The organism is Cellulomonas sp. Root485, from assembly GCF_001426705.1.
Taxonomy (GTDB): domain Bacteria; phylum Actinomycetota; class Actinomycetes; order Actinomycetales; family Cellulomonadaceae; genus Cellulomonas.
Genome location: NZ_LMFC01000001.1, coordinates 366,758 through 390,314, shown reverse-complemented (window position 1 = coordinate 390,314; position 23,557 = coordinate 366,758). Strand labels below are relative to the sequence as shown.

26 protein-coding genes and 1 pseudogene are annotated in these 23,557 nt (G+C 73.5%); 9 read left to right on the top strand and 18 right to left on the bottom strand.

Annotation, left to right across the window (positions count from 1 at the left end; translation table 11 throughout):
- Positions 1-2 precede the first annotated feature (2 nt).
- From ASD16_RS01970 to ASD16_RS01955, 4 genes are all read right to left on the bottom strand, one after another.
- Positions 3-740 carry a class I SAM-dependent methyltransferase gene (locus ASD16_RS01970; RefSeq protein WP_055912244.1) on the bottom strand — a complete coding sequence of 246 codons (738 nt, stop codon included), beginning with the start codon at positions 738-740 and terminating at the stop codon, positions 3-5.
- 7 nt (positions 741-747) lie between these two features.
- Entirely contained in the window at positions 748-2,259 is a 1,512-nt protein-coding gene (guaB, locus tag ASD16_RS01965; RefSeq protein ID WP_055912242.1) for an IMP dehydrogenase, read from the bottom strand.
- A 40-nt stretch (positions 2,260-2,299) separates the two neighbouring features.
- Complete coding sequence (locus ASD16_RS01960; RefSeq protein WP_055912240.1) at positions 2,300-3,025, bottom strand: response regulator transcription factor; 726 nt, start codon at positions 3,023-3,025, stop codon at positions 2,300-2,302.
- Between the two features lie 160 nt (positions 3,026-3,185).
- Positions 3,186-4,103, bottom strand: coding sequence for a MerR family transcriptional regulator (locus tag ASD16_RS01955; RefSeq protein ID WP_055912238.1), 918 nt, complete (start codon positions 4,101-4,103; stop codon positions 3,186-3,188).
- Between the two features lie 253 nt (positions 4,104-4,356).
- Here ASD16_RS01955 and ASD16_RS01950 point away from each other — a divergent pair, with 253 nt between their 5' ends.
- A complete protein-coding gene (locus ASD16_RS01950; protein ID WP_055912236.1) occupies positions 4,357-4,653 on the top strand; it encodes a WhiB family transcriptional regulator in 297 nt (98 codons plus the stop codon).
- Positions 4,654-4,797: 144 nt separating this feature from the next.
- On the opposite strand, the gene groES is transcribed toward ASD16_RS01950, so the two are convergent.
- Positions 4,798-5,094 carry a co-chaperone GroES gene (gene groES, locus ASD16_RS01945; RefSeq protein ID WP_055912235.1) on the bottom strand — a complete coding sequence of 99 codons (297 nt, stop codon included), beginning with the start codon at positions 5,092-5,094 and terminating at the stop codon, positions 4,798-4,800.
- 204 nt (positions 5,095-5,298) lie between these two features.
- On the opposite strand from groES, the gene ASD16_RS01940 reads away from it, so the two are divergent.
- The 4 genes from ASD16_RS01940 (at position 5,299) to ASD16_RS01925 (ending at position 8,567) form a co-directional block, all read left to right on the top strand.
- Complete coding sequence (locus tag ASD16_RS01940) at positions 5,299-6,480, top strand: class I SAM-dependent methyltransferase (RefSeq protein WP_055912233.1); 1,182 nt, start codon at positions 5,299-5,301, stop codon at positions 6,478-6,480.
- The gene (locus ASD16_RS01935) at positions 6,480-7,628 is read left to right on the top strand and encodes a glutamate--cysteine ligase (RefSeq protein WP_055912231.1); all 1,149 of its coding nucleotides are present in this window, start codon (positions 6,480-6,482) and stop codon (positions 7,626-7,628) included. Before ASD16_RS01940 ends, ASD16_RS01935 begins: the two co-directional genes overlap by 1 nt.
- Before the next feature lie 76 nt (positions 7,629-7,704).
- Entirely contained in the window at positions 7,705-8,052 is a 348-nt protein-coding gene (locus ASD16_RS01930) for a PadR family transcriptional regulator (protein ID WP_055912229.1), read from the top strand.
- Entirely contained in the window at positions 8,049-8,567 is a 519-nt protein-coding gene (locus ASD16_RS01925; protein WP_055912228.1) for a hypothetical protein, read from the top strand. Before ASD16_RS01930 ends, ASD16_RS01925 begins: the two co-directional genes overlap by 4 nt.
- Here the strand turns inward: ASD16_RS01925 and tsaD are convergent.
- Positions 8,564-9,604 carry a tRNA (adenosine(37)-N6)-threonylcarbamoyltransferase complex transferase subunit TsaD gene (gene tsaD, locus ASD16_RS01920; protein ID WP_055912226.1) on the bottom strand — a complete coding sequence of 347 codons (1,041 nt, stop codon included), beginning with the start codon at positions 9,602-9,604 and terminating at the stop codon, positions 8,564-8,566. The two genes, ASD16_RS01925 and tsaD, sit on opposite strands and share 4 nt — an antisense overlap.
- A gap of 86 nt (positions 9,605-9,690) precedes the next feature.
- Between tsaD and ASD16_RS01915 the strand changes: the two genes are divergently transcribed.
- Entirely contained in the window at positions 9,691-10,332 is a 642-nt protein-coding gene (locus ASD16_RS01915) for a malonic semialdehyde reductase (protein WP_055912225.1), read from the top strand.
- A 6-nt stretch (positions 10,333-10,338) separates the two neighbouring features.
- Here ASD16_RS01915 and ASD16_RS01910 read toward each other — a convergent pair whose 3' ends face one another.
- The 7 genes from ASD16_RS01910 to ASD16_RS01880 all read right to left on the bottom strand — a co-directional run bounded on the left by ASD16_RS01910 (position 10,339) and on the right by ASD16_RS01880 (position 16,286).
- The gene (locus ASD16_RS01910; RefSeq protein WP_055912224.1) at positions 10,339-11,175 is read right to left on the bottom strand and encodes a sulfurtransferase; all 837 of its coding nucleotides are present in this window, start codon (positions 11,173-11,175) and stop codon (positions 10,339-10,341) included.
- Positions 11,172-11,645 (bottom strand): ribosomal protein S18-alanine N-acetyltransferase, encoded by a 474-nt coding sequence (gene rimI / locus ASD16_RS01905; protein ID WP_055912222.1) that lies wholly within the window; start codon positions 11,643-11,645, stop codon positions 11,172-11,174. The genes ASD16_RS01910 and rimI overlap by 4 nt, the downstream gene beginning before the upstream one ends.
- A complete protein-coding gene (gene tsaB / locus ASD16_RS01900) occupies positions 11,642-12,388 on the bottom strand; it encodes a tRNA (adenosine(37)-N6)-threonylcarbamoyltransferase complex dimerization subunit type 1 TsaB (protein ID WP_055915567.1) in 747 nt (248 codons plus the stop codon). Before tsaB ends, rimI begins: the two co-directional genes overlap by 4 nt.
- Before the next feature lie 4 nt (positions 12,389-12,392).
- Positions 12,393-12,923, bottom strand: a complete 531-nt coding sequence (gene tsaE / locus ASD16_RS01895; RefSeq protein WP_055912221.1) for a tRNA (adenosine(37)-N6)-threonylcarbamoyltransferase complex ATPase subunit type 1 TsaE — start codon at positions 12,921-12,923, stop codon at positions 12,393-12,395.
- Positions 12,920-14,086, bottom strand: a complete 1,167-nt coding sequence (gene alr / locus ASD16_RS01890; protein ID WP_055915565.1) for an alanine racemase — start codon at positions 14,084-14,086, stop codon at positions 12,920-12,922. The genes tsaE and alr overlap by 4 nt, the downstream gene beginning before the upstream one ends.
- Positions 14,087-14,181: 95 nt before the next feature.
- Positions 14,182-14,796 (bottom strand): nucleoside/nucleotide kinase family protein, encoded by a 615-nt coding sequence (locus ASD16_RS01885; RefSeq protein WP_055912219.1) that lies wholly within the window; start codon positions 14,794-14,796, stop codon positions 14,182-14,184.
- The gene (locus tag ASD16_RS01880; RefSeq protein ID WP_082570547.1) at positions 14,793-16,286 is read right to left on the bottom strand and encodes a bifunctional ADP-dependent NAD(P)H-hydrate dehydratase/NAD(P)H-hydrate epimerase; all 1,494 of its coding nucleotides are present in this window, start codon (positions 16,284-16,286) and stop codon (positions 14,793-14,795) included. Before ASD16_RS01880 ends, ASD16_RS01885 begins: the two co-directional genes overlap by 4 nt.
- Before the next feature lie 106 nt (positions 16,287-16,392).
- Between ASD16_RS01880 and ASD16_RS01875 the strand changes: the two genes are divergently transcribed.
- Positions 16,393-17,379 carry an LLM class F420-dependent oxidoreductase gene (locus ASD16_RS01875; RefSeq protein ID WP_055912215.1) on the top strand — a complete coding sequence of 329 codons (987 nt, stop codon included), beginning with the start codon at positions 16,393-16,395 and terminating at the stop codon, positions 17,377-17,379.
- A gap of 4 nt (positions 17,380-17,383) precedes the next feature.
- Here ASD16_RS01875 and ASD16_RS01870 read toward each other — a convergent pair whose 3' ends face one another.
- Both ASD16_RS01870 and glmS read right to left on the bottom strand, forming a co-directional pair.
- Entirely contained in the window at positions 17,384-17,737 is a 354-nt protein-coding gene (locus ASD16_RS01870; RefSeq protein WP_055912214.1) for a holo-ACP synthase, read from the bottom strand.
- A complete protein-coding gene (glmS, locus tag ASD16_RS01865; protein WP_055912212.1) occupies positions 17,734-19,590 on the bottom strand; it encodes a glutamine--fructose-6-phosphate transaminase (isomerizing) in 1,857 nt (618 codons plus the stop codon). Before glmS ends, ASD16_RS01870 begins: the two co-directional genes overlap by 4 nt.
- A 119-nt stretch (positions 19,591-19,709) precedes the next feature.
- Here glmS and ASD16_RS22140 point away from each other — a divergent pair.
- Positions 19,710-20,201, top strand: a pseudogene (locus ASD16_RS22140) (TetR/AcrR family transcriptional regulator); the annotation flags it as partial.
- 126 nt (positions 20,202-20,327) lie between these two features.
- Positions 20,328-21,290: a type I pantothenate kinase gene (coaA, locus tag ASD16_RS22135; protein WP_055915562.1), complete on the top strand. Its 963-nt coding sequence runs from the start codon at positions 20,328-20,330 to the stop codon at positions 21,288-21,290.
- Positions 21,291-21,299: 9 nt separating this feature from the next.
- Here the strand turns inward: coaA and ASD16_RS01855 are convergent, their stop codons facing one another.
- The 3 genes from ASD16_RS01855 to ASD16_RS01845 form a co-directional block, all read right to left on the bottom strand.
- On the bottom strand, positions 21,300-21,917 hold the full coding sequence (locus ASD16_RS01855; protein WP_157453756.1) for a hypothetical protein: 618 nt from the start codon (positions 21,915-21,917) through the stop codon (positions 21,300-21,302).
- A 120-nt stretch (positions 21,918-22,037) separates the two neighbouring features.
- On the bottom strand, positions 22,038-22,739 hold the full coding sequence (locus ASD16_RS01850; protein ID WP_235523070.1) for a DedA family protein: 702 nt from the start codon (positions 22,737-22,739) through the stop codon (positions 22,038-22,040).
- A gap of 166 nt (positions 22,740-22,905) precedes the next feature.
- The gene (locus tag ASD16_RS01845) at positions 22,906-23,541 is read right to left on the bottom strand and encodes a peptide deformylase (protein ID WP_055915559.1); all 636 of its coding nucleotides are present in this window, start codon (positions 23,539-23,541) and stop codon (positions 22,906-22,908) included.
- Positions 23,542-23,557 lie beyond the last annotated feature (16 nt).

Below are 23,557 nucleotides of genomic sequence, written 5' to 3'. Positions count from 1 at the left end.
CGCTACGTGCCTGCGCGGCCGAGCCGGAAGGTGAACTCCTCGGCGTCGTCACCGTCGGGCCCGTCGAGGACCGCGAGCCCGGCCTGCGCCGCCAGCGCGCGGAAGCCCGCCGGGGTGTGCCAGTGCAGCAGCCACACGCGTTCGACGTGCTCGACTCCGGCCTCGGTCACCCGCTCGTAGCGCAGCGTGGTCCGACGGGTTCGGGCGGCAGCGTCCCAGTCCTCGTCGACCACGCCCACCCGGATCGTCGCGCCGCCGTCCGTGACGACGGACCGGAACGCGCCGACCTGGTCAGCCGGTGTTGGTGCGGGGACGAACAGCGGGACGAGTACGCTCCCGCCGTCGGTGAGGTGCGCGCGGATCGCCCGCAGCGCGCGCAGGGCGAGGTCGTCGGTGGCGAGCAGCGTGAAGGTGGCGCCGGCCAGGAAGATCGACCGGTACCGCCGCGGCAGGTCGAGGTCCTCCATGCGCTGCTGGTGGACGGTCACGGACAGCCCACGAGCAGTGGCGGCCGCGCGGAGCCGGTCGAGCATGTCCGCGGACGAGTCGATGCCGTCGACGTCGAGACCGAGCGCACGCAGGTCCAGCAGCGGGTCGCCGTCGCCGCAGCCGAGCTCGAGCGCGGGCTCGCCGGACGAGGCGATGAACGCCGCGTACTCGGCCGGGTCCGAGGTGAAGGACCGCAACGGCGCGTACAGCTCGGCGACGAGCCCGGTGTAGAAGTCCGCCGGGTCCGTCACGGACGGCTCAGCGGCCGGTGTAGTTCGGCGCCTCGACGGTCATCTGGATGTCGTGCGGGTGGGACTCCTTGAGCCCGGCCGCGGTGATCCGGATAAACTTCCCGCGGTCCTGCAGCTGCGGGATGGTGTGCGCGCCGACGTAGAACATCGACTGGTGCAGGCCGCCGATGAGCTGGTGCGCGACGGCGGACAGGGGGCCGCGGTACGGGACCTGGCCCTCGATGCCCTCGGGGACGATCTTCTCGTCGGAGGACACGTCGGCCTGGAAGTAGCGGTCCTTGGAGTAGGAGATCCGGCCGCGGGACGCCATCGCGCCGAGCGAGCCCATCCCGCGGTAGTGCTTGAACTGCTTGCCGTTGACGAACACGAGCTCACCGGGCGACTCGTCGCAGCCGGCCAGCAGGGAGCCGAGCATCACGGTGTCGGCGCCGGCGACCAGCGCCTTGGCGATGTCCCCGGAGTACTGGAGCCCACCGTCGCCGATGACCGGCACCCCGGCGGGCTTGCAGGCGCGGGCGGCGTCGTAGATGGCGGTGACCTGCGGGACGCCGACACCGGCGACGACGCGGGTGGTGCAGATGGAGCCCGGCCCGACACCGACCTTGACGGCGTCGACGCCCGCGTCGACGAGCGCCTGCGCGCCCGGGGTCGTCGCGACGTTGCCGCCGATGACCTGGACGTGGCGCGTCGACGGGTCGGACTTGAGCTTGCGGACCATGTCGAGCATGAGGCGCGCGTGCCCGTTCGCGGTGTCGACGACGAGCGCGTCGACGCCGGCCTCGACCAGCGCGGTGGCCCGCTCCCAGGCGTCCCCGAAGAAGCCGATGGCGGCGCCGACGACGAGCCGCCCCTCGCCGTCCTTCGTCGCGTCCGGGTACTGCTCGGACTTCACGAAATCCTTGACGGTGATGAGCCCGCGCAGGATGCCGGCCTCGTCGACCAGCGGCAGCTTCTCGATCTTGTGCTTGGCCAGCAGGGCGGCTGCGTCGTCGCGTGCGATGCCGACGGGCGCGGTGACCAGCGGCATCGGCGTCATGATGTCGCGGACGCGACGCGTCTCGAAGTCGCCCGGCGGCACGAAGCGCAGGTCGCGGTTGGTGATGATGCCGAGCAGCAGCCCGTTCTCCGCGATGACCGGCAGGCCGGACACCCGGTAGATGCCGCAGAGGTGGTCCAGCTCGGCGAGCGTCGCGTCGGGCGACACGGTGACCGGGTCGGTGATCATGCCGGACTCGGAGCGCTTCACCAGGTCGACCTGGTGGGCCTGGTCCTCGATGGACAGGTTGCGGTGCAGGATGCCGATGCCGCCCTGGCGCGCCATGGCGATCGCCATGCGCGACTCGGTGACGGTGTCCATCGCCGCGGAGAGCAGCGGGACGCGCACGGAGATCTCCCGCGTCAGGCGCGAGGAGGTGTCCACCTCGCTCGGGATGACGTCCGTCTCCCCCGGCAGGAGGAGCACGTCGTCGTAGGTGAGCCCGATGCGGGCGAACGGGTCGGCAGGCGAGTGCTCCGTCATCCGGCAAGGATACGCGGGCGCGCGCGTGGTCCGGGCCTGCCTACTGGATCAGGCCCCGGCGCAGTCCGATGGCGACCGCCTGGGCACGGTCGTTGGCGCCGAGCTTGCGGAACAGCCGGCGCGCGTGGGTCTTGACGGTGTCCTCGGACAGGTAGAGCTCGGCGCCGATCTGGGCGTTCGACCGTCCGTGGCTCATGCCGGTGAGGACCTCGATCTCCCGCTTGGTCAGCGGGACCCCGGGGATCGCGCCCGTCGTCGGCACCCCGACCGGGGCACCGTTGGCGTCGGGTGCGGTGACGGTCGGGTTGCCGGTCGAGGGGGTGCGCAGGTCGCTGGCCCGGAAGCTGCCCTGGCTGGGCACGTCGACGTTCACCCGCGACTGCGGCTGCGCGGGGAGCACGGGGCTCGCCAGCACGTGTGCCGCGACCGCGGAGAGCTCGGCGCGGCCGACGTCGGGCGCGAGGAAGCCGCGCGCTCCGAGGGCGAGCGCCCGGTCGAGCGCCACGGTGTCGTCGGGCAGAGCGAGCAGCACGATGGCTGCCGACGGTGCGACGGCGCGCAGGCGACGGATCGCCTCGATCGCGCCGGGCGCCGCGAGGTGCGCGTCCAGGAGCACGACGGTCGGCGGCATGCGCCGCGCGAGGCTCAACAGCTCGTCCACCGACGACGCCGCTCGGACGGGACCGAGCGCGGGCACGCCGATGGAGGTCACGACGAGCCGCTCTCGAACGACCGCCGAGCCGTGACAGACCACGACTCCCGCCATGTTTGTATCCCCTCTCGGGCCCCGTGCGGGCCACCCTGAGTCTTATCGGCCGTGCATCACGCAGAAGTTAGCCGGTGAGGCGAACCGCACCCGCGCCGGGCGGGGCTTCGTCCGCCCGTGCGCCACCTGGGTGGAATGTCTCCCCCGCTCGGCGGCGATCTCACCCGTCCACGCTCGCAGTCGCGACGGCGAGCACCTCGTGCAGGAGCCCTGTGAACGTCCGTGCGCGGTGGACGGAGCGGCCGAGCGGGACCGCTCCCGCGGCCCGGTCGGGCACCATCACGAACTGCGGGAGGTCCGGCTGCTCGCGCGCCAGCCTGTCCACCACCTCGAGGTCGACGTCGACGCGCTCCCCGAGCGTGACGACGGCCCGCGCCCGGGTCATCGCGGTGAGCTCGACGGCGTGGTGCGGTCCCACGGGCCCGCCGACGATGCGCGCGTCGACGCCCTGCGCCGCCAGCGCCCCGGCCAGGACGTGCGCGACGAGCGGGCGTGCCTCGCGCGCGGCGACCAGGACGAGGACGACCGGTCGGCGGCCGGCGCCCAGCGTCACGGGCCGGTCCCGGAGGGCCGACAGGACCCCGGCGTGCACCGCGAACGTGGCATCCACGCCGGGCGGGTCGACGACCGTGCGCCGGGCGAGGGCGAGGAGGACCGGCTCGACCAGGCCCGTCCACCAGAGCACGACGTCCGGGTGCCCGTCGAGGGTGAGCAGCCGCGAGCACCGCGCGACGTCCCCCGCGAGCGCCGCGTCGACGACCGCGGTCGGCGTCGTGGGCGCCGCGTCCTGGGAGCTCGTCCCGGGTTCGGCGACGACGTCGGTCGCGAGCGCGATCCGCGCGGACTCCGAGGGTGCCACGCCGTCGAGCGTGAGCCGCCGCATGATCAGCAGCCGCTCCACGTCGGTCGCCGAGTACCGGCGGTGCGCGCCGGCGGAGTGCTCGGAGGGGCCGAGGCCGTACCGGCGGTCCCAGGTCCGGAGCGTCGCCGGAGCGACACCGAGGCGTCGGGCGACCGCGGCGACGGCCAGCGCGGGCGTCGGCGCCGCCGCCGGTTCGTCGTCCTCGCGCGTCACCATGGCGCGATTCTGCCAGGCCGACGCGATTCGGCCCGATGTGGGCGTGTCGCCGCCGACACGCCGACCTGCGACAACATCGTCAATCGCGCCATCACACAAATGTGTGACACGGTCTTGAACAACTTCTGGCGCGGTTGTAACGTCCTCTCCAACGCGTCATCCCCGGTGGAGCTCTCACCGGACGTCCGTGTTCACGACTTCCCGTCGCAGCCGCCACCGCGGGCCCTGCGCCGGATCGACTGAGGAGGATCTGATGGCCGAGATCTCGCGCCTTCCCGGACCGGTGATGGACCTGTGGGAGTGGCAGTTCGACGGAGCCTGCCGTGACGAGGACCAGGACCTGTTCTTCCACCCCGAGGGCGAGCGTGGCTCTGCCCGCCGCCGCCGCGCCGAGGCCGCCAAGGCCATCTGCGCGACCTGCCCGGTGATCAAGGAGTGCCTCAAGCAGTCCCTCGCCGTGCGCGAGCCGTACGGCGTCTGGGGCGGCCTGTCCGAGGACGAGCGCGCTGCCGTGCTCGCCCAGCGGGGCCGCGCCACCCGCGTCGGCTGACCCCACGCCTCGACCCGAGCCCCCCTCCCCGTCGGCACGACCGGGGAGGGGGGCTCTGGCATGTCCGGCTCAGGACGCCGGAAGGCCCCCACGGCAGCTGCCGTGGGGGCCTTCCGAGCGAGCGGGGCGCGGGCGCCCCTCAGCTCACTTGACGACGATCGCGAGGATGTCGCGGGCCGAGAGGATGAGGTACTCCTCGCCCGAGTACTTGACCTCGGTGCCGCCGTACTTCGAGTAGATGACCTTGTCGCCGACGGCGACGTCGAGCGGGATCCGGTTGCCGTTGTCGTCGACACGGCCGGGTCCGACCGCCAGGACCTCGCCCTCCTGGGGCTTCTCCTTGGCGCTGTCCGGGATGACGAGACCGGAAGCGGTCGTCGTCTCTGCCTCGAGCGTCTTGACGACGATCCGGTCCTCGAGGGGCTTGATGGAGACCGACACAGCGGACCTCCCCTTCGCATGTGAGTAGTTCTCTGAGGTTCGTGCGCGCTCGTCGACCACGTCGTCGCGGGTGCCGTGGTCTGGAGCGCAGCTGGCACACTCACCGGGAGAGTGCCAGCCATCACTCTAGGAACCGGTTAGCACTCGGTCAAGGCGAGTGCCAACGAGCCCTCCGGGAGAGTCCCTGCGTGCGAGGATCGCGACATGGATCGCGACGGCATCGCCCAGCTGCTCAGCCCCGCCGGGTGGGCCCTGCTGTCGGCGCTGCCGCCCTACGACGAGAGCCGCACCCTGGCGCTGTCGGAGCGGATGCGCGACGAGGGCATCGACCCCGCGCTGGTGGCCGCCGCGCTGACACAGTCCCGCCTGCGCGCGAAGGCTGCCGGGAAGTTCGGGACGTTCGCGGACGGCATGCTCTTCACGGCGGCCGGGCTCGAGCAGGCCACCCGCCTCAGCGTCGCGGCGCACCACGCCCGCCGGTTCCGCGACGCCGGCAGCACGCGCGTGGCGGACCTCACCAGCGGGATCGGGGCGGACGCGATGGCCTTCGCGGGCATCGGCCTGCGGGTGCTGGCCACGGACGTCGACGAGGCCACGGCCGCGATCGCGACCGTGAACCTGCGGCACTTCCCCGACGCCGAGGTCCGGCACGGCGACGGGCTCGCGCTCGACCTCGAGGCGGAGGGCATCGACGGGGTGTACGCGGACCCGGCCCGTCGGACGTCGTCGGGGAGCCGCGTCTTCGACCCCGCCGCCTACGAGCCGTCGCTCGACGCCGTGCTCGCCGTCCGCGAGCGCGTGCCGGCGCTCGGCCTGAAGCTGGGTCCCGGCATCCCGCACACGGCCCTGCCCGCCGACGCGCAGGCCCAGTGGGTGTCGGTGGACGGCGACGTCGTGGAGGTCGGGCTGTGGTTCGGCCCGCTCGCTCCGGAGGGGCCCGGCCGCTCGGCGCTCGTGCTGCGCGACGGTGAGGCGCACGTCGTGCAGCAGACGTCGGAGGAGCGACCGCCGACGGGCGCCCTCGGCGGCTACCTGTACGAGCCGGACGGGGCGGTCATCCGGGCGGGCCTGGTGGGCGAGACGGCCGCGCAGGTGCAGGGGCGCCTGCTGGACGCCACGATCGCCTACGTGACGTCCGACGCCCCCGTCCCGGTCCCCACCGCGACGGCGTACCGGGTGCTGGACTCCATGCCGTTCGGCCTGAAGCGGCTCCGCACGTACCTGCGAGGACGTGACGTGGGCACGCTGACCATCAAGAAGCGCGGCACCGCGGTCGTCCCGGAGCAGCTCCGGCGCCAGCTGGACCTGCGCGGCAGCACGCGGGCGACGATCATCCTCACGCGCGTGGCGGGGAGCCAGCAGGTGCTCGTGGTGGAGCCGGTCTGATGGCCGCACCCGTCACGGTCCCCTTCGGCCACTCGGAGCGGTCCACCGTCGGCATCGAGTGGGAGGTCGCGCTCGTCGACGCCGACTCCGGGGACCTGCGACAGGCCGCCGAGGCGATCCTTGCCGCCGTCCGGCCCGCCGGTGGCGGCGAGCACCCGCTGATCACCCAGGAGCTGCTGCTCAACACGGTCGAGATCCGCTCGGGCAAGTGCCGCACGATCGCCGAGGCGACGGCGGACCTGCAGCGGGCGCTGGACGAGGTCGAGGCGGTGGCGACGCCCCTGCGCATCCAGCTCATGGGCGGCGCGACGCACCCGTTCGCCAACTGGGCCCAGCAGAAGGTCACCGACAAGCAGCGGTACGCCACGCTCATCGACCGCACGCAGTGGTGGGGCCGGCAGATGCTGATCTACGGCGTGCACGTCCACGTCGGCATCGAGGACCGCGCCAAGGTGCTCCCCCTGTCCCGGGCGATGCTCACTGTCTTCGCGCACATCCAGTCGCTGTCCGCGTCGTCGCCGTTCTGGGGCGGCAGGGACACCGGCTACGCCTCGAACCGCGCGCTGCTCTTCCAGCAGCTGCCGACGGCCGGCCTGCCGTTCGCCTTCGAGGACTGGTCCCAGCTCGAGCAGTACGTCGGCGACATGATGCACACGGGCGTCATCGACCAGTTCGACGAGGTCCGCTGGGACGTCCGCCCGTCGCCGCGGTTCGGCACCCTGGAGATGCGGATCGCCGACGGCGCGTCGAACCTGCTCGAGGTCGCGGCGATCTCCGCCCTGACCCACTGCTTCGTCGAGCACTTCTCCTCGATGCTCGACCGCGGCGAGACCCTGCCGACCCTGCCGCCGTGGTTCGCGCAGGAGAACAAGTGGCGCTCCGCGCGGTACGGCATGGACGCGATCATCATCACGAACGCGGCCGGCGACGAGGAGCTGGTGACCGACGCGGTCGGTCGCTGGCTGGTCGAGCTGGCGCCCGTCGCCGAGCGGCTGGGCTGTGCGGCCGAGCTCGAGCAGGTGCGGGTCATCCTGCGCCGGGGAGCCTCCTACCAGCGGCAGCGGGCGGTCGCGCGCCGCCATGCGGGCGAGCTGGACGCGGTCGTCCGGTCGCTCGTGGCCGAGCTCAAGGCCGGACGCCCCCTGTAGGCCCCTCTGTCGGACGTTCCGAATCCGGCGTGACCTACTACTTGTCTATACCTACTAGCGGGCATAGCCTGAGCGCATGGACGAGCCCCGCGACCCGCAGCTCCTCAAGGGAGTGCTCCCGATGCTCGTGCTGGCTCTGCTCACCGAGCGGGAGTCGTACGGGTACGAGCTGGTCACCCGCCTGCACGAGGGCGGTCTCGACGACCTGAGCACCGGAACCCTCTACCCGGTGCTCAACCGCCTCGAGCGCGACGGTCAGATCTCGTCGCGCCTCGTCGCCTCCAGCGCGGGCCCGGCCCGCAAGTACTACGTCCCCACGCCGACCGGCACGGACCAGCTGTGGGCCACCGCCCGGTCCTGGCGGCAGCTCTCCGCGACGGTCGACCGGCTGCTCGCCCGCGCCACCCCGAAGGAGTCCTCATGAGCCCGTCGTTGCGCGACACCCTCGTCCGCGAGCGCTACCTGACGCGCCTCAGCTGGGCGTTGCAGGACCACCCGAAGGACAAGCAGATCGTGCGGGAGCTGCGCACCGAGCTGACCGCCACGGCGACCGAGGTCGGCATGCGGCAGGCGGTCGCCGACCTCGGGCACCCCCGCGTGCTGGCCGACGCCTACCTGAGCGAGCTCGGCCGACCGGTGCCCCGCTGGGCCACCGGGGCGGTCTGGGGCGCGCTCGCCGTCGGCGCCGTGGCGTACCTGGCCTTCGCGTACGGCATCGGGACGCTCGACACGATCGGGCAGATGGGCGGCGGCACCCTCGAGCGGGTGTTCCTCGGCGCGACGACCACGTTCACCAACGACGACGACGCCGTCTCGGTCGCCTCGACCCTCACCTGGCAGGTCCTGGTGTTCTACGCGTGCGTCTTCACGGTGCCGTTCCTGCTGGGTGCCCGCGTCTGGCGCGCCTGGGCGGCCGAGCCGGCCGCCGTCCCCGCCTAGACCAGCACCTGGGTCAGCGGCATCGACGAGTCGACCGGCAGGTCCAGCGACGACGGCGGCAGCCCACGGCGCACGACGGCCGAGCCGAGCGCGGCGATCATCGCGCCGTTGTCGGTGCAGTAGCGGATGGGCGGGATGCGCAGCGTGATGCCGGCCTCGGCACACCGCTTCGCCGCCATCTCCCGCAGCTGGGAGTTCGCGGAGAACCCGCCGCCGACCACCAGGGTGTCCACGCTGTGCGCACGGCAGGCCGCGATCGTCTTGGCGGTCAGCACGTCGGCCACCGCCTCGGCGAACGACGCGGCGACGTCGGGCAGCGGCACCTCCTGGCCGGAGTCCTGCCGGGCCTCCACCCAGCGGGCCACGGCGGTCTTGAGCCCGGAGAACGAGAAGTCGGCGGCGTGCGCGGCCTGGTCCTTCGCGGCGGTCAGGCCGCGCGGGAAGCGGATCGCGGCGGGGTTGCCCTCACGCGCGAGACGGTCGATGTGCGGCCCGCCCGGGTACGGCAGGCCCAGCAGCCGGCCGACCTTGTCGAAGGCCTCCCCCGCCGCGTCGTCGAGCGTCGAGCCGAGCTCGGTGACGTTCACCGCGTCGTCGAGGAGCAGCAGCGACGAGTGCCCGCCGGAGACGACGAGGGCCATGACCCGCTCGGGGAACGCGCCGTCGACCAGCTCGTCGACGACCGCGTGCCCGATCACGTGGTTGACGCCGTACAGCGGCTTGTCGAGCGCGAGCGCGAGCGCCTTGGCGGCGGAGGCTCCGACGGTCAGGGGTCCGACGAGCCCGGGGCCGGCCGTGACGGCGACGGCGTCGACCTCGCCGAGCGAGACGTCGGCGGTGGCCAGCGCCCGCTCGATCGTCGGCACCATGGCCTCGAGGTGGGCCCGCGACGCGATCTCCGGGATGATCCCGCCGAACCGTGCGTGCTCGTCGACCGAGCTGGCGACGGCGTCGACCAGCAGGTCGTAGCCGCGCACGAGTGCGACGCCGGTCTCGTCGCACGAGGTCTCGATCCCGAGGACGAGGGGGTCTGCCATGCGCCCAGGATAAGTGGCCGCGCCGCTGTGACGACCGCCACCCCGCTGCTCGGAACAACCGGAGGTGGTTGACGCTTCAACCAACCATGACCACTGACACCACTGTCCTCGACGGCCTCGACTTCCCGACACCGCGCCTCGCGGTCGCCGACGACGTCGCGGACCTCCTGTTCCGCGAGGCGCGCACCGCCGCCGCGTTCACCCCCGACGAGGTCAGCGACGAGCAGATCGCCGCGGTCTACGACCTGGTCAAGTGGGGCCCGACCGCCCTCAACACCGTTCCGCTGCGCCTCCTGGTCGTCCGCACGCCCGAGGCCCGTCAGCGCCTCGCCGCGCACATGAGCGAGGGCAACCGCGACCGCGTCCTGGCCGCCCCCGTCTCGCTCGTCCTGGCGGCCGACACCGGCTTCCACGCGCACATCCCCACGCTCGCGCCGCACATGGCCGCGCTCGCCGACTCGCTCGCGGGCCAGCCCGAGCAGCGCGAGTCGATGGCCCGGACGAACGCCCTCATCCAGGCCGGCTACCTGATCGTCGGCCTGCGCGCCGCCGGCCTGGCCGCAGGCCCGATGGGCGGCATGGACGCCGACGCCATCGACAGTGAGTTCTTCGCCGACAACGGCTGGAAGTCGCTCCTCGTCGTCAACGTCGGCCACGTCGACGGCGCCGGCACGCACCGGCCCCGCGCCGAGCGCCTCGACTACGCGCAGGCGTCGCTGACCGTCTGACCGTCGCTAGACCCGGGCCGCGGCCGGCCCTGTCTCCACCGGCCGCGCCGGGTCGTTCGACCACTGCGACCACGAGCCCGGGTACAGCGCCGCCTCGACGCCGATCGACGCGAGCGCCGCGACCTCGTGCGCGGCCGTCACGCCCGAGCCGCAGTACACGGCGACCGGGCCCTCGACCGCCGCGAACCGCTTCCGCAGCGCCGCATCGGACAGGAACGTGCCGTCAGGGCCGAGGTTCCCCGCCGTCGGGACCGACAGGGCCCCGGGGATGTGGCCCGCGCGCGGGTCGACGGGCTCGACGTCGCCGGCGTACCGCTCGGCCGCGCGCGCGTCGAGCAGCGAGCCGTCCCACGCGGCCGCCTCGTCGGCGTCGATCGTCGGCAGCGCGCCGGGCTCCAGGACGACGTCCCCCGGCTCGGGCGTCACGGCTCCTGCCTCGAGCGGCAGGCCCGCGTCCGTCCACCCTGCGAGCCCACCGTCGAGCAGCCGCACGTCGCGCACACCTGCCCAGCGCAGCAGCCACCACACGCGGGCGGCCGACGTGCCGCCGACGGCGTCGTAGGCGACGACCGGGCGGTCCCCCGAGACGCCCCAGCGACGGGCGGCGGCCTCGAACGCGGCGAGGTCGGGCAGCGGGTGGCGACCGTCCTGCGGGGAGGCCGGGCCGGCGAGCTCGGTGTCGAGGTCCACGAACACGGCGCCGGGCAGGTGGCCGTCGAGGTACCGGTCGTGGCCGTCCGTCTGCCCGAGCGCCCAGCGCACGTCGAGCAGAACCGGCGGGTCGGCGCTCGCGAGCGCCGTGTTCAGCGCGACCGCGTCCACGATGACGGCGTCCCTGGTCATGCAGGCTCCTCCCGACCACGCAGGTCCAGCCGCATGGTCCACGCGTCGATGTTCCCGGGCTGGTAGTACGCCCGGCGCATGCCGAGCCGTTCGAAGCCGACGCTCTCGTACAGCTGGATCGCGGGGTCGTTGTCCACCCGCACCTCGAGGAGCACGACGGCGGCACCGACCGTCCGGGCATGGTCCAGCAGGTTGTCGAGCATCCGCCGGCCCAGACCGCGACCCTGGAACCGCTCGTCCGTGCCGATCGTCATGACCTGCGCGTCGAACCCGTCGAACCACAGGCCGGCGTACCCGACCAGCTCGCCGCCGACCACCGCGCCCACGTACCAGCGCCCGGGACCGACGATCTCCGAGGCGAGGCTCTCCGGGGACCACGCGGCCGCGCCGAACAGCTCGATCTCCATGCGCTCCAGGGCCGGCAGGTCCGCAGCCGTCAGGACCCTGATCTCCTCGGGCTGGTCCGTCATCCGAGCACGCGCTTGCGCGCAGCCTGGGGCACCGCGTCGGGCCGACGCAGGTACAGCGGCTCGGTGCGGAGCACCTGACCCGCGACCACGCGGTCGAGGGCCAGCCGAGCGAGCTCGGCCGGGTCGGGGTCGAGGAGCCCGGCCGCCTCCAGGTCCACGCCGTCCTGCACGGGCGGGAGCTCGGCGCCGGCAGCGACGACCGGGCCCGTCGCCGGTCGTCCGAACGCGTCGGCGAACAGCAGCGCGCCGCGCCCGACCACCAGAGCACCCGCGGTGCGCTCGTCGGCGGCCACGTCCGCGGCCGCCGCGACCTCCGGTGCGACGAGCACCTCGATCCGGCCGGCGCCGACGAGCCGGTACAGCGACCAGTACACCTCGCGACGCCGCGCGTCCGTCGCGACCAGCACATCGGTCCCGGCCGGCAGGACCCGTGACGCCCGCAGCGCCACGGCGTCGAGGCTCGGGACCCCGCGCGCCGGGATGCCCAGCGCGAGCGCGAGCGTCCGCGCGGTGACGAGCCCGACGCGCAGCCCGGTGAACGGCGCCGGACCCGTGCCGACGACGACGGACGTGAGCTCGCGCCGGTCCACCCCCGCGTCGGCCAGGACGGTGGCGATCATCGGGGTCAGCAGCTCCGCGTGGTGCCGCTGCTGCGGGTCCGAGCGTTCCGCCAGCATGGCACCGGCGTCGTCGGTGAGGGCCACCGCGACGGCGGCGGACGTGTCGAGAGCGAGGACGGGCACGAGGTCAGCCTGCCACCGGCTCGGCGTCGGGCAGCGCGACGTCCGCCCAGCGTGCACCGACGGCCCGCACGGTGACGACGCGCTCCCCCGCGGCGGCGTCGTCGAGGTCGTCGTCGGCCAGGGCCCCTCCGCGCGGCCGCTGCAGCGTGACCTCGAGACGGTCCTGCGCGAGCGACTCGACCCACCCCTCGCCCCACTCGACCACGGTCACGGCCTCGTCCAGGCTCGCGTCGAGGTCGAGCGCGTCCACCTCGTCGAGCGATCCCAGCCGGTACGCGTCGACGTGCACGAGCGTCGGCCCACGGCTGCCGTCGGGCCGCGCGACCGGCGGGTGCTCGCGCGCGATGATGAACGTCGGCGAGGCCACCTGCCCGCGCACCTGCAGACCGGCTCCGATGCCCTGCGTCAGGGTGGTCTTGCCCGCCCCCAGGTCCCCGGTGAGCACGACGAGGTCGCCCGCCCGCAGGACGTCCGCGAGCGCGCGTCCGTACGCCCGGGTGGCCTCCGCGTCGGGAAGGCGGACCGTGACGCTCATCGGCCGACCGCCTCGCTGTCGACGTGCACCCGCGGCACGCGCGCACCGATGCGCGTGACGATCTCGTAGGAGATCGTGCCGGCGGCGACCGCCCAGTCCTGCGCGGTCGGACCGCCGTCGCGCCCGGTGCCGAAGAGCTCGACGCGGTCCCCGGCCTGCTCGGTGGCACCCGGCCCGAGGTCGACCACCACCTGGTCCATGCAGACCCGGCCCGCGACGCCGAGCGTGCGACCGCCCACGCGGACGGGACCGCCGAGCTGCTCCTGCGTGCCCGACGCGTGCCGCGGGATCCCGTCGGCGTAGCCCAGCGGCACCAGCCCGAGCACCGTGTCGTGCGTGGTGACGTACTGGTGCGCGTACGAGACCCCGTGCCCGCCGGGCACCGTCTTCACGTTCGCCAGCTCGGCCTCCAGCGTCATCGCCGGCACGAGCCCGTAGTCGTCGTGGTCCCCGAGCTGCGGGACGGGCGACAGACCGTAGACGGCGATGCCCGGCCGCACCAGGTCGTAGTGCACCGCCGGGGTGGTCAGCGTCGCCGCGGAGTTGGCCAGGTGCCGGACCTCGAGCGCGACCCCGGCATCCTCGACGGTGCGCAGCGCGTCCGCGAACACCTCGCCCTGGTGCTTGACGGTCGGGTGCTCGGGCTCGTCGGCGAACGCGAGGTGGCTCCACAGCCCGACGACCTCGACGGCGCCCTCCGCGCGCAGCCGCAGGACCTCGGGCAGGATCGCCGCGAGGTCGGCGGGGGTCAGCCCGTTGCGGCCCAGCCCTGTGTCGACCTTGAGGTGCGCGCGTGCGGGACGACCGGCCGCGCGGGCGGCGGCGGCGAGCTCGTCGAGCGCCCACGGCGCGGACACGGACACGTCCACGTCGGCATCGACGGCCTCCCGCAGCGGCGCACCGGGCGCGTACAGCCAGGTCAGCACCCGCGCGCCGGTGATCCCGCCACGTCGCAGGGCGAGCGCCTCGTCGACCTGCGCGGCGCCGAGCCACGTCGCGCCCCCGGCGACGGCAGCGGTGGCGGTCGGCAGGAGGCCGTGGCCGTAGCCGTCGGCCTTCACGACGGCCATGACCTGGGCGGTCGGTGCGTGCGCGGCCAGCGACCGGACGTTGGAACGGACAGCCGCCAGGTCGACGACGGCGCGGGCAGGGTACGAGCTCACGGCGCCCAGTCTCGCACCGGTCGCCGACCGAGGGCGCACGACGACGTCGGCACAGACCGCCGTCGCCGAGAGACCAGTCACGCGCCTCGACGTCGTCAGGCGAGGCGCACGACGACGTCGGCGCGGACGGCCGTCGCCGCGACGAGCCGGGCGTTGTTCTCGTCGGGACCGTGCGACCAGGCGCGCGCCGCCTCGGGCGACTTGCCGAACGCCTCGTGCCGAGCCACCAGCCGGGCCAGCCGCAGCCCGTCGTCGGGCGCCAGGTACCACGACTCGTCGAGCAGCGCGGCGACGGGACCGAAGCCGTGCTCGTCGAGCAGCAGGTAGTTCCCCTCGACGACGACCAGCCGCGCCTCGGGCGGTACCGCGATCGCGCCGGCGACCGGGTTGCGCAGGTCCCGGCGGTACTCGGGCGCGTACACCGTGCGCTCCGGGTGGCGGAGCCGGGTGAGCAGCGCGACGAACCCGTCGGCGTCGAACGTGTCCGGGGCCCCCTTCCGGTCCGCCCGCCCGATCCGCTCCAGCTCCGTCTGCGCGAGGTGGAACCCGTCCATCGGCACGACGACCGCCGCGGGTCCGACGGCGTCGGCGACCTGCGCGGCGACCGTCGACTTGCCGGCGCCGGGCGCGCCGACGATGCCCAGGATCCGCCGCGGCCCGCTCGCCAGCAGCGCGTCCACCCGGGCGGCGAGGTCAGGGGTCAGCGTCACCTGCCCAGCAGCTCCGCGATCGTGCCCGGCAGCGCGTCCGCGACCGCGCGCGCCGAGATCGGACCGCCGGGGTTGGCCCGGTGCGCCGCGCGACCGTGCACCAGCGCGGCGGTCGCCGCGAGCGCTGCGGCCAGCGACGGGTCCTCGTGGATCGCGTCGGCACGTCCGGCCAGCAGCGCGCCCAGCAGTCCCGCCAGCACGTCGCCCGCTCCCGCCGTCGACAGCCACGCCGGGGCGTCGGCCTGCGCGTACGCGGCTCCCCCAGCGCCCGCGACGACGGTCACCGGTCCTTTGAGCAGCACGGTCGCGCCGGTCAGCTCGTGCGCGCGGCGCGCCCACCGCAGCGGCTCCGCCTCGACCGCGGTCCGGTCGACGGACTCACCGCGCTGGGTGAGCACCCGCGCGAGCTCACCCGCGTGCGGGGTCAGCACCGCGTGCGGTCCGACGCGGGCAGGCAGGAGCTCGAGCGCCCCCGCGTCCACCACCGCCGCCTCGCCGCGCTCCAGCACGTGCTCGAACGCGTACCCGATGCGTCGCCGCTGCCCGGCGTCGTCCGGCGAGACCCCCGGTCCGAACACCCACGCCTGCACGCGCCCGTGGCCCACCACGACCTCCGGGTGCGCCGCGACGACCACGTCCCCGACGTCGCCGAGGTAGCGGACCATGCCGACGCCGGCCTGCACGGCCGCGCTCGTCGTGAGGACCGCTGCTCCCTGGTAGGCACGCGAACCGGCCACGACACCGACGACCCCACGGGTGTACTTGTGCGCGTCGGGCGCGGGCACCGGCCACAGGTCGGCGACGTCGTCCGGCTCGAGCCGCACCACGGCGGGCACTTCCGACAGGTCCAGCCCGATGTCCACCAGCTCCACACGGCCTGCCGCGCGAGCACCGGGCGGCAGCAGCAGTCCGGGCTTCAGCCCGCCGAACGTCACCGTCAGGTCGGCGTCCAGGACGGTCCCGTCCCGCCGTCCGTCGTCGACCCCGAGGCCCGACGGGACGTCGACCGCGACGACGTAGGGACTCCCACGCTCGAGGAGGGCCTCGACGAGCTGGCCCGGCACACCGCGCAGGCCGGTCCCGTCAGAGCCGATGCCGAGCAGGCCGTCCAGCACCACGTCCGCCCCCGCCGCGAGCTCGGCCGCGTCGTCGACCGGCCCGTCGACGCGCAGCACCCGTCCCCCGGCGTGTCGGAAGGCGGACAGACCGCCCTCGTGGACGCGCGAGCCGGTGAGCACCGCGTGGACGTCGATCCCGCGCCGAGCCAGCAGCGCACCCGCGTGCAGGGCGTCGCCGCCGTTGTTGCCCGGCCCCGCGAGCACGACCACCCGCGCACCGGCGACAGCGCCGCGCAGCTCGCGCAGCACCGCGGCAATGCGCACGTGCAGGGCGAACGCGGCCCGCTCCATCAGGGGGACGCCGAGCGCCAGCAGCGGTTCTTCCGCTGCCCGCACCTGCGTGGAGGTCCAGGTCTGCAGCACGTTCCTCATCCTGACGGGTGGGAGCGCAATCGCACGCAGGCGCGGGCACCGATGTCCGATTGCATCGATTCGAGCGGACCGCGCGCGAGCGCCGCAGCGCAGGTAACGTGCCCGCATGCGCTTCGGACTCTTCATCCCCCAGGGCTGGCGGCAGGACCTCACCGGCATCGAGCCCCGTGACCACTGGCAGACCATGAGCGGCCTGGCCACCCACGCCGACGAGGGCGACGCCTTCGAGTCGATCTGGGTCTACGACCACTTCCACGCGGTCCCCGAGCCCAACGGTGAGGCCACCCACGAGGCGTGGAGCCTCATCAACGCGTTCGCCGCGTCGACCAGCCGGGTCCGGCTCGGGCAGATGTGCACGTGCATGGCGTACCGGAACCCCGCCTACCTGGCGAAGGTGGCCACGACCGCGGACATCATCTCGGGCGGCCGTGTCGAGATGGGCATCGGCGCCGGCTGGTACGAGCACGAGTGGCTCGCGTACGGCTACGGCTTCCCGTCCGCCGGCACCCGGATCGCGATGCTCGACGAGGGCGTCCAGATCTTCAAGCAGATGTGGACCAACGGGACAGCGACGCTGGCCGGCGAGCACTACCAGGTCGACGGCGCCCAGCTGTCGCCGCTCCCCCTGCAGGTGGACGGTCCGCCGCTGTGGATCGCGGGCGGCGGCGAGAAGAAGACGCTGCGCATCGCGGCCGAGCACGCGGCCTACACCAACTTCGCGGGCGCCCCCGAGGCCTTCGCGCACAAGTCCGAGATCCTGCGCGGGCACTGCGAGGCCATCGGCCGGCCGTTCGAGGAGATCACCCGGTCGGCCAACTACAACGTGGTCATCGGTGCCACCCAGGCCGAGGTCGACGACCGCATCGCCTGGGTCGAGGAGCACCTGAGCAACACGGTCCCGGCGAAGGCCGCCGAGGTGGCCGAGGACTTCCGGAACGGCCCTCTGGTCGGCACCCCGGAACAGATCGTCGAGAAGCTCCGCGCCCTCGAGAAGCTCGGCATGACCTACGCGATCACGTACTTCGCGGAGGCCGCCTACGACCGCTCGGGCATCGAGCTGTTCGAGTCCGAGGTCGTCCCGGCGCTGCGCTGAGCCCTCAGTCGCGCTCGGCGATCACCACCGCCGACGCGATGCCGGCGTCGTGGGAGATCGACAGGTGGAACCGGTCGACGCCCGCGGCGGCCGCCGCGGCGGCGACGGTGCCGACGACCTCGACCACCGGCTGCGCACCGGCGACGCGGCGCACGGTCGCGTCCTGCCAGCTCATCCCGGCAGGTGCGCCGAGCGCCTTGGCGATGGCCTCCTTGGCGGCGAACCGCGCCGCCAGGGAGGTCTCCGGCATCTCCCGCTCCTCGGGCGTGAACAGCCGCGCGCGCAGTCCCGGCACCCGGTGCAGGGTGTCGACGAACCGCGCGACGTCGACGACGTCGATACCGACGCCGACGATCACTCGACCGTGACGGACTTCGCGAGGTTGCGCGGCTGGTCCACGTCCAGCCCCTTGGCGGTCGCCAGCTCGCACGCGAAGATCTGCAGCGGCACGACGGCCAGCAGCGGCGCCAGGAGCGTCGGCGACTGCGGCACGAAGAACACCTCGTCGGCGTACGGCAGCACGTCGTCGTCGCCGTCCTCCGCGATGACCAGGGTGCGGGCGCCGCGGGCGCGGATCTCCTGGATGTTGGAGACGACCTTCGAGTGCAGCGAGTCACGTCCGCGCGGCGACGGCACGACGACGAACACCGCCTGCCCCTCCTCGATGAGCGCGATCGGCCCGTGCTTGAGCTCGCCCGCGGCGAAGCCCTCGGCGTGGATGTAGGCGAGCTCCTTGAGCTTGAGCGCGCCCTCCATCGCCACCGGGAAGCCGACGTGCCGACCCAGGAACAGCACCGACCTGGTGTCGACCATCGAGCGCGCGGTCTCGCGCACCCGGTCGGACCGGTCGAGCACCTGCTGGATCTTGTCCGGCATCGCGCGGAGCTCGGAGAGGATCGCGGAGACCTCGTCGGCGAACTTGTTGCCGCGCAGCTGCGCGAGGTACAGGCCGAGCAGGTACGCCGCCGTGATCTGGGCGAGGAACGCCTTGGTGGAGGCCACCGCGATCTCGGGCCCGGCGTGCGTGTAGAGCACCGCGTCGGCCTCGCGCGGGATGGTCGAGCCGTGGGTGTTCACCAGCGCGAGCACCTTGGCGCCCTGCTCCCGGGCGTGCCGCACCGCCATGAGCGTGTCCATGGTCTCGCCCGACTGCGACACCGCCACCACCAGCGTCCGCTCGTTGACCACCGGGTCGCGGTAGCGGAACTCGTGCGCCAGCTCGACCTCGACGGGGATCCGGCACCAGTGCTCGATCGCGTACTTGGCGACGTGGCCCGCGTACGCGGCGGTGCCGCAGGCGACCACGACGATCTTGTCGACGGACCGCAGCACCGACTCGTCGATCCGGATCTCGTCCAGCACGAGCCGCCCGTGCGCGTCGGTCCGGCCGAGGAGCGTGTCCGCGACGGCGTGCGGCTGGTCGTGGATCTCCTTGTCCATGAAGGACGCGAAGCCACCCTTCTCCGCGGCCGCCGCGTCCCAGTCCACCGTGTAGCGACGGGCCTGCGCCGGACGGCCGTCGAAGTCCGTGACGGTGACGGCGGTCGGGGTGATGGTCACCACCTGGTCCTGGCCGAGCTCGAGAGCCTCCCGCGTGTGCGAGATGAACGCCGCGACGTCGGACCCCAGGAAGTTCTCCCCGTCACCGATGCCGACGACCAGCGGCGAGTCGTGCCGGGCACCCACGACCACGTCGGGGGCGTCCTCGTGGACGGCGAGGAGCGTGAACGTGCCGCGCAGCGTGCGAGCGACGGCGGCCATCGCGGCGGTCAGGTCGCCCGTGGTCTCGTACGCCCGCGCGATGAGCTGTGCCGCGACCTCGGTGTCGGTCTCGGAGACGAACCGGACGCCGTCGGCCTCGAGGCCGGCCTTGAGGCTGGCGAAGTTCTCCACGATGCCGTTGTGGATCACGGCGAGCTTGCCGGCGACGTGCGGGTGGGCGTTCACGTCGGTGGGACCGCCGTGCGTGGCCCACCGGGTGTGCCCGATCGCCGCGGTCGACTCCGGCAGCGGGCGCAGGTCCAGCTCCTCGACGAGGTTCGCCAGCTTGCCGGCCTTCTTCGCGGTGGCCAGCGTCCCTTCCGGACTGACGAGCGCGACCCCCGCAGAGTCGTATCCGCGGTACTCGAGGCGCCGCAGGCCCTCCAGCACCACGTCCAGGGGGCGATCGCTGGCTACCTGGCTACCGACGTAGCCGACGATTCCACACATGCCCGCGAGTCTAGTCGGCGACCGTCACGCACCCCGCCCGCTCCTCGGACGCGGCCCTCCGTCGGCCGGGGGCCCAGAGCGGGAATGGCATTACGCCGTTATGGCCATAACGTAGTGATGTGACCACAGCGACGTCAACGCTGCCCCTCCGTGACCGGATCCTGGCCGAGACGGTCAGGATCCTCGGTACCGAGGGGCCGGCGGCCCTCACCGTGCGTCGGGTCGCCGCGCTCTCGGGCTGCTCGACCATCGGGGTGTACACGCACTTCGGCAGCAAGGCGGCGCTCGTCGACGCGGCGATCATGGAGGCGTTCGCCGGGCTCGACCGCGCCCTCACGCCGGTCGATGAGCTCCACGGCGTCGAGCGGCTGCTGCGCGGGTCGCACGCGTACCGGGACTGGGCACTCGTGCACCCGCTGGAGTACACGGTGATGTTCGCGCCGAGCATCACGGGCAACGACGCCACCGACGCCTCGGCGCAGCGCGGCGCCCTGTCGCTCGAGGACCACATCGCCCGCACGCAGGACGCCGTCGACCGCGGCGAGCTGACCGGCGACACCGAGACGATCGCGCGCAGCATCTGGTCCCAGGTCCACGGCTGGGTCATGACGGAGATCCTGCAGTCCGAGCCCGGCCGGGTCGCCCCGACGGAGGCAGCACGCACGGAGTTCGACGCGGGGGTCCGGGCGGTGCTCGCGGGGTTCGGCGCGACGACCAGCGTCGACCGCGTGCCGGTCATGGACGCGCCCCGTCGCGCCGCGGTCGCACCGGCGTCGCCCTACGTCGACCTCGACCGCGACGCGTGGACCCGGCTCTCCGCCTCCACCCCGCTGCCGCTGACCGACGCCGACGTCGAACGCCTGGCCGGCCTCGGGGACCCGATCGACCTGGCCGAGGTCGACGCCATCTACCGCCCGATCTCCCGGCTGCTCGACCTGCACATCGAGGCCACCCGTGGCCTGCACGCCGCGTCGAGCACGTTCCTGCGCGAGGACGTCGGCGGGACCCCGTTCGTGATCGGCGTGGCCGGCTCCGTGGCCGTCGGCAAGTCGACCACCGCGCGGCTCCTGCGCGAGCTGCTCGCGCGGTGGCCCGCGACACCGCGGGTCCAGCTGATCACCACCGACGGCTTCCTCTACCCCAACGCCGAGCTCGAGCGCCGCGGGCTCATGGGACGCAAGGGCTTCCCCGAGTCCTACGACCGCCGGGCCCTGCTCCGCTTCGTCTCCAAGGTCAAGGCGGGCCGCCCGGAGGTCCGGGTGCCCGTCTACGACCACCTCACCTACGACATCCTCCCGGGACGCGAGATCGTGGTGAACCGCCCCGACGTGCTGATCGTCGAGGGCCTCAACGTCCTGCAGCCGGCCCGGCCGACCGCCGAGGGCACGTCGAACCTGGCGGTGAGCGACTTCTTCGACTTCTCGATCTACGTCGACGCCCGCACGAGCGACGTCCGACGCTGGTACGTGGACCGCTTCCTCGCGCTGCGCCAGACCGCGTTCGCCCGGCCCGAGTCGTACTTCCACCGGTACGCCGCGCTGTCCGACGACGAGGCCGTGGAGCGGGCCGAGCGGATCTGGGACTCGATCAACCAGCCCAACCTCGTGCAGAACATCCTGCCCACCCGCAGCCGCGCCACCCTGGTGCTGACCAAGGACAGCGACCACGCGGTGGAGCGGGTCCGGCTGCGCAAGCTGTAGGGCCTCGGCTCACCGCTGCGCTGTCGGCTCCGCCGGGATCACGAGCCGGACGGGGTACTGCTCGTGGTCGGTCTCCTCGAGCGCGTCCAGGGCGGCGGTCACCGTCTCCTGCGGGGAACCGCACCGGTCCGTCGGCCACACCGGCCGGATCGCGCGGCCCAGGGCGTCGACGAGCCAGAGGGACGGCGGCACCACCGCGGCGCTGCTGCACGTCCCACCGTGCTGCGCGGACGGCCGACGCAGCGCCGCCACGAGCGGGTCCAGGTCGCCCTCGCGTCGGCTCGCGGTCAGCGCCACCCAGGTCCCGGACGAGTCCTGCAGGGTGCCGCCCGGCGCGCACACGACCACGCTGACCGGCACGAAGTCGTCGGGCACACGGCCGGCCTCGGGGGCGTCCGCGTGCGGGGTGCCCGTGCGGCCGGACGTTCCGGCCGCCACCAGGCCCAGGTCTGCGAGCACCTGGGAGGAGAGGCAGTCGGCGGCGCCGACGACGACCGCGGTGGGTGCGTCCTGTGCGGTCTCGGCCGGGGCGGCGCTGCACGCAGCGAGGCCCAGCAGGAGGGCAGCGGGCAGCGCGAGACCGGCGACCCACCGCGCACGCACGTCCATCTCGCCCCCTGTCTGCATCGACCCATGCCGATGGACACCCCCGGGGGTGTGGTGAGGCACGGGAGCGCCGACCGCGACGTCGACACAGTCAGAGAGTAAGCACAGTCATGGGCGAAATGACGCAGTGATACCGGATCGTTAGGCAGCGGGGTCGGATCGTGAGCGTCCTGTGACCGGAGCAGTCGTCTCGACCCGGGGCGCGTCCGACTCGTCGGCCACGCGGAGCGCTGGTGCGCTCGCCTCCGGGGCCGGGCGGTGGTGGGTGAGCTTGCGCAGCACCCAGTCGACGACCAGACCGATCGCCAGCCCACCGACGACGCCGACAGCCACGGCGACGAGCGTGTGGTCGTGGAGCCAAGCCCCGGCACCGATCCCGATGAGCGCCGAGTAGCAGCCCCAGGTGACGGCCGCGATGGCCGTGAGCCACATGAAACGGCGCCGGCTGTAGCCGACCGCGCCCGCGGTCATGTTCACGGCGACGCGGCCGATCGGGATGTAGCGGGCCGCGATGATGAACGCCGCCCCGCGGTTCGCCAGCGCGTTCTCCGCCCAGTCGACGGCCGCCTGGCCCCGCGGGGACCGCAGGAAGCGCAGCTCGCGCACCTTGACCTTGGTGCCGATCTGGTACGCGATCTGGTCCCCCGTCCACGCACCGGCCGCGGCGACCAGCATGATCAGTGCCAGGTTCGGCGTGCCCTCCGTCATGGCCACCGCGGACAGCGCGATGACGATCGACTCGCTGGGGATCGGCGGGAAGAACCCGTCGATGGTGGCGAACAGATAGAGCACGACGAAGATCCACGGGGAACCTACGAGGGCCAGGGCCCACCCCTCCAGCACGTGACATCAGCTCCTGCGTCGTGCACCGCGTGGTGATCCGCCCGGTGTCGTGCTTCAAAGGTAAGTCGCGGTGCGCCCCGGATACATAGGGGTGACCCCCGGTTCATCCCTGGTGCAGCCCCGAATCATCCCCCAGGCGGACCCCGACTCCCCCCGGGGAACCCCCTCAGTCCAGCGGGAAGTCGAGCGCCCGGGCTGCGGCGGCCGGCTTCGGCTCCGCCGCCCACCGGGCGCCGAACTCGTCCGACGCTGCGAGCGAGCGCAGCTCGGCACGGTCCAGGTACAGGGTCCCGGCGAGGTGGTCGGTCTCGTGCTGGACGATGCGCGCGGACCAGCCGCCCACGATCTCGTCGACCGCGGCACCGTGCTCGTCGGTCCCGGTGAGGTGGACGTGCCGCGCCCGGGCGACCACGGCCTGGTAGCCGACGACGCTCAGGCAGCCCTCGTAGAAGCCGACCCGCTCGTCGCCCACCGGCGTGTACTGCGGGTTCACGAGCACCTGGTAGGGCAGCGGCTCACGCTCCCGGACCTCCGCGTGCTCCTCGGAGAGGGAGCCCGGGTCCTCGAGCACCGCGAGCGCCACCGGCAGCCCGAGCTGGGGAGCCGCGAGACCGACGCCGGGCGCCGCCCGCATCGTCCGGTGCATCACGTCGAGGAGCGCCGCCAGCTCCTCGTCCGAGAGCTGGCCGTCGTACGGCGTCGCCACCGCCCGCAGCGCGGGGTGCCCCGCCTGGACGATGGGCGCGACCCCGTCGTCGGAGCGCGTGCCGGACTCGATGATCCAGAGCGCCACGTCACGCAGCGCCTGGTCCCACTGG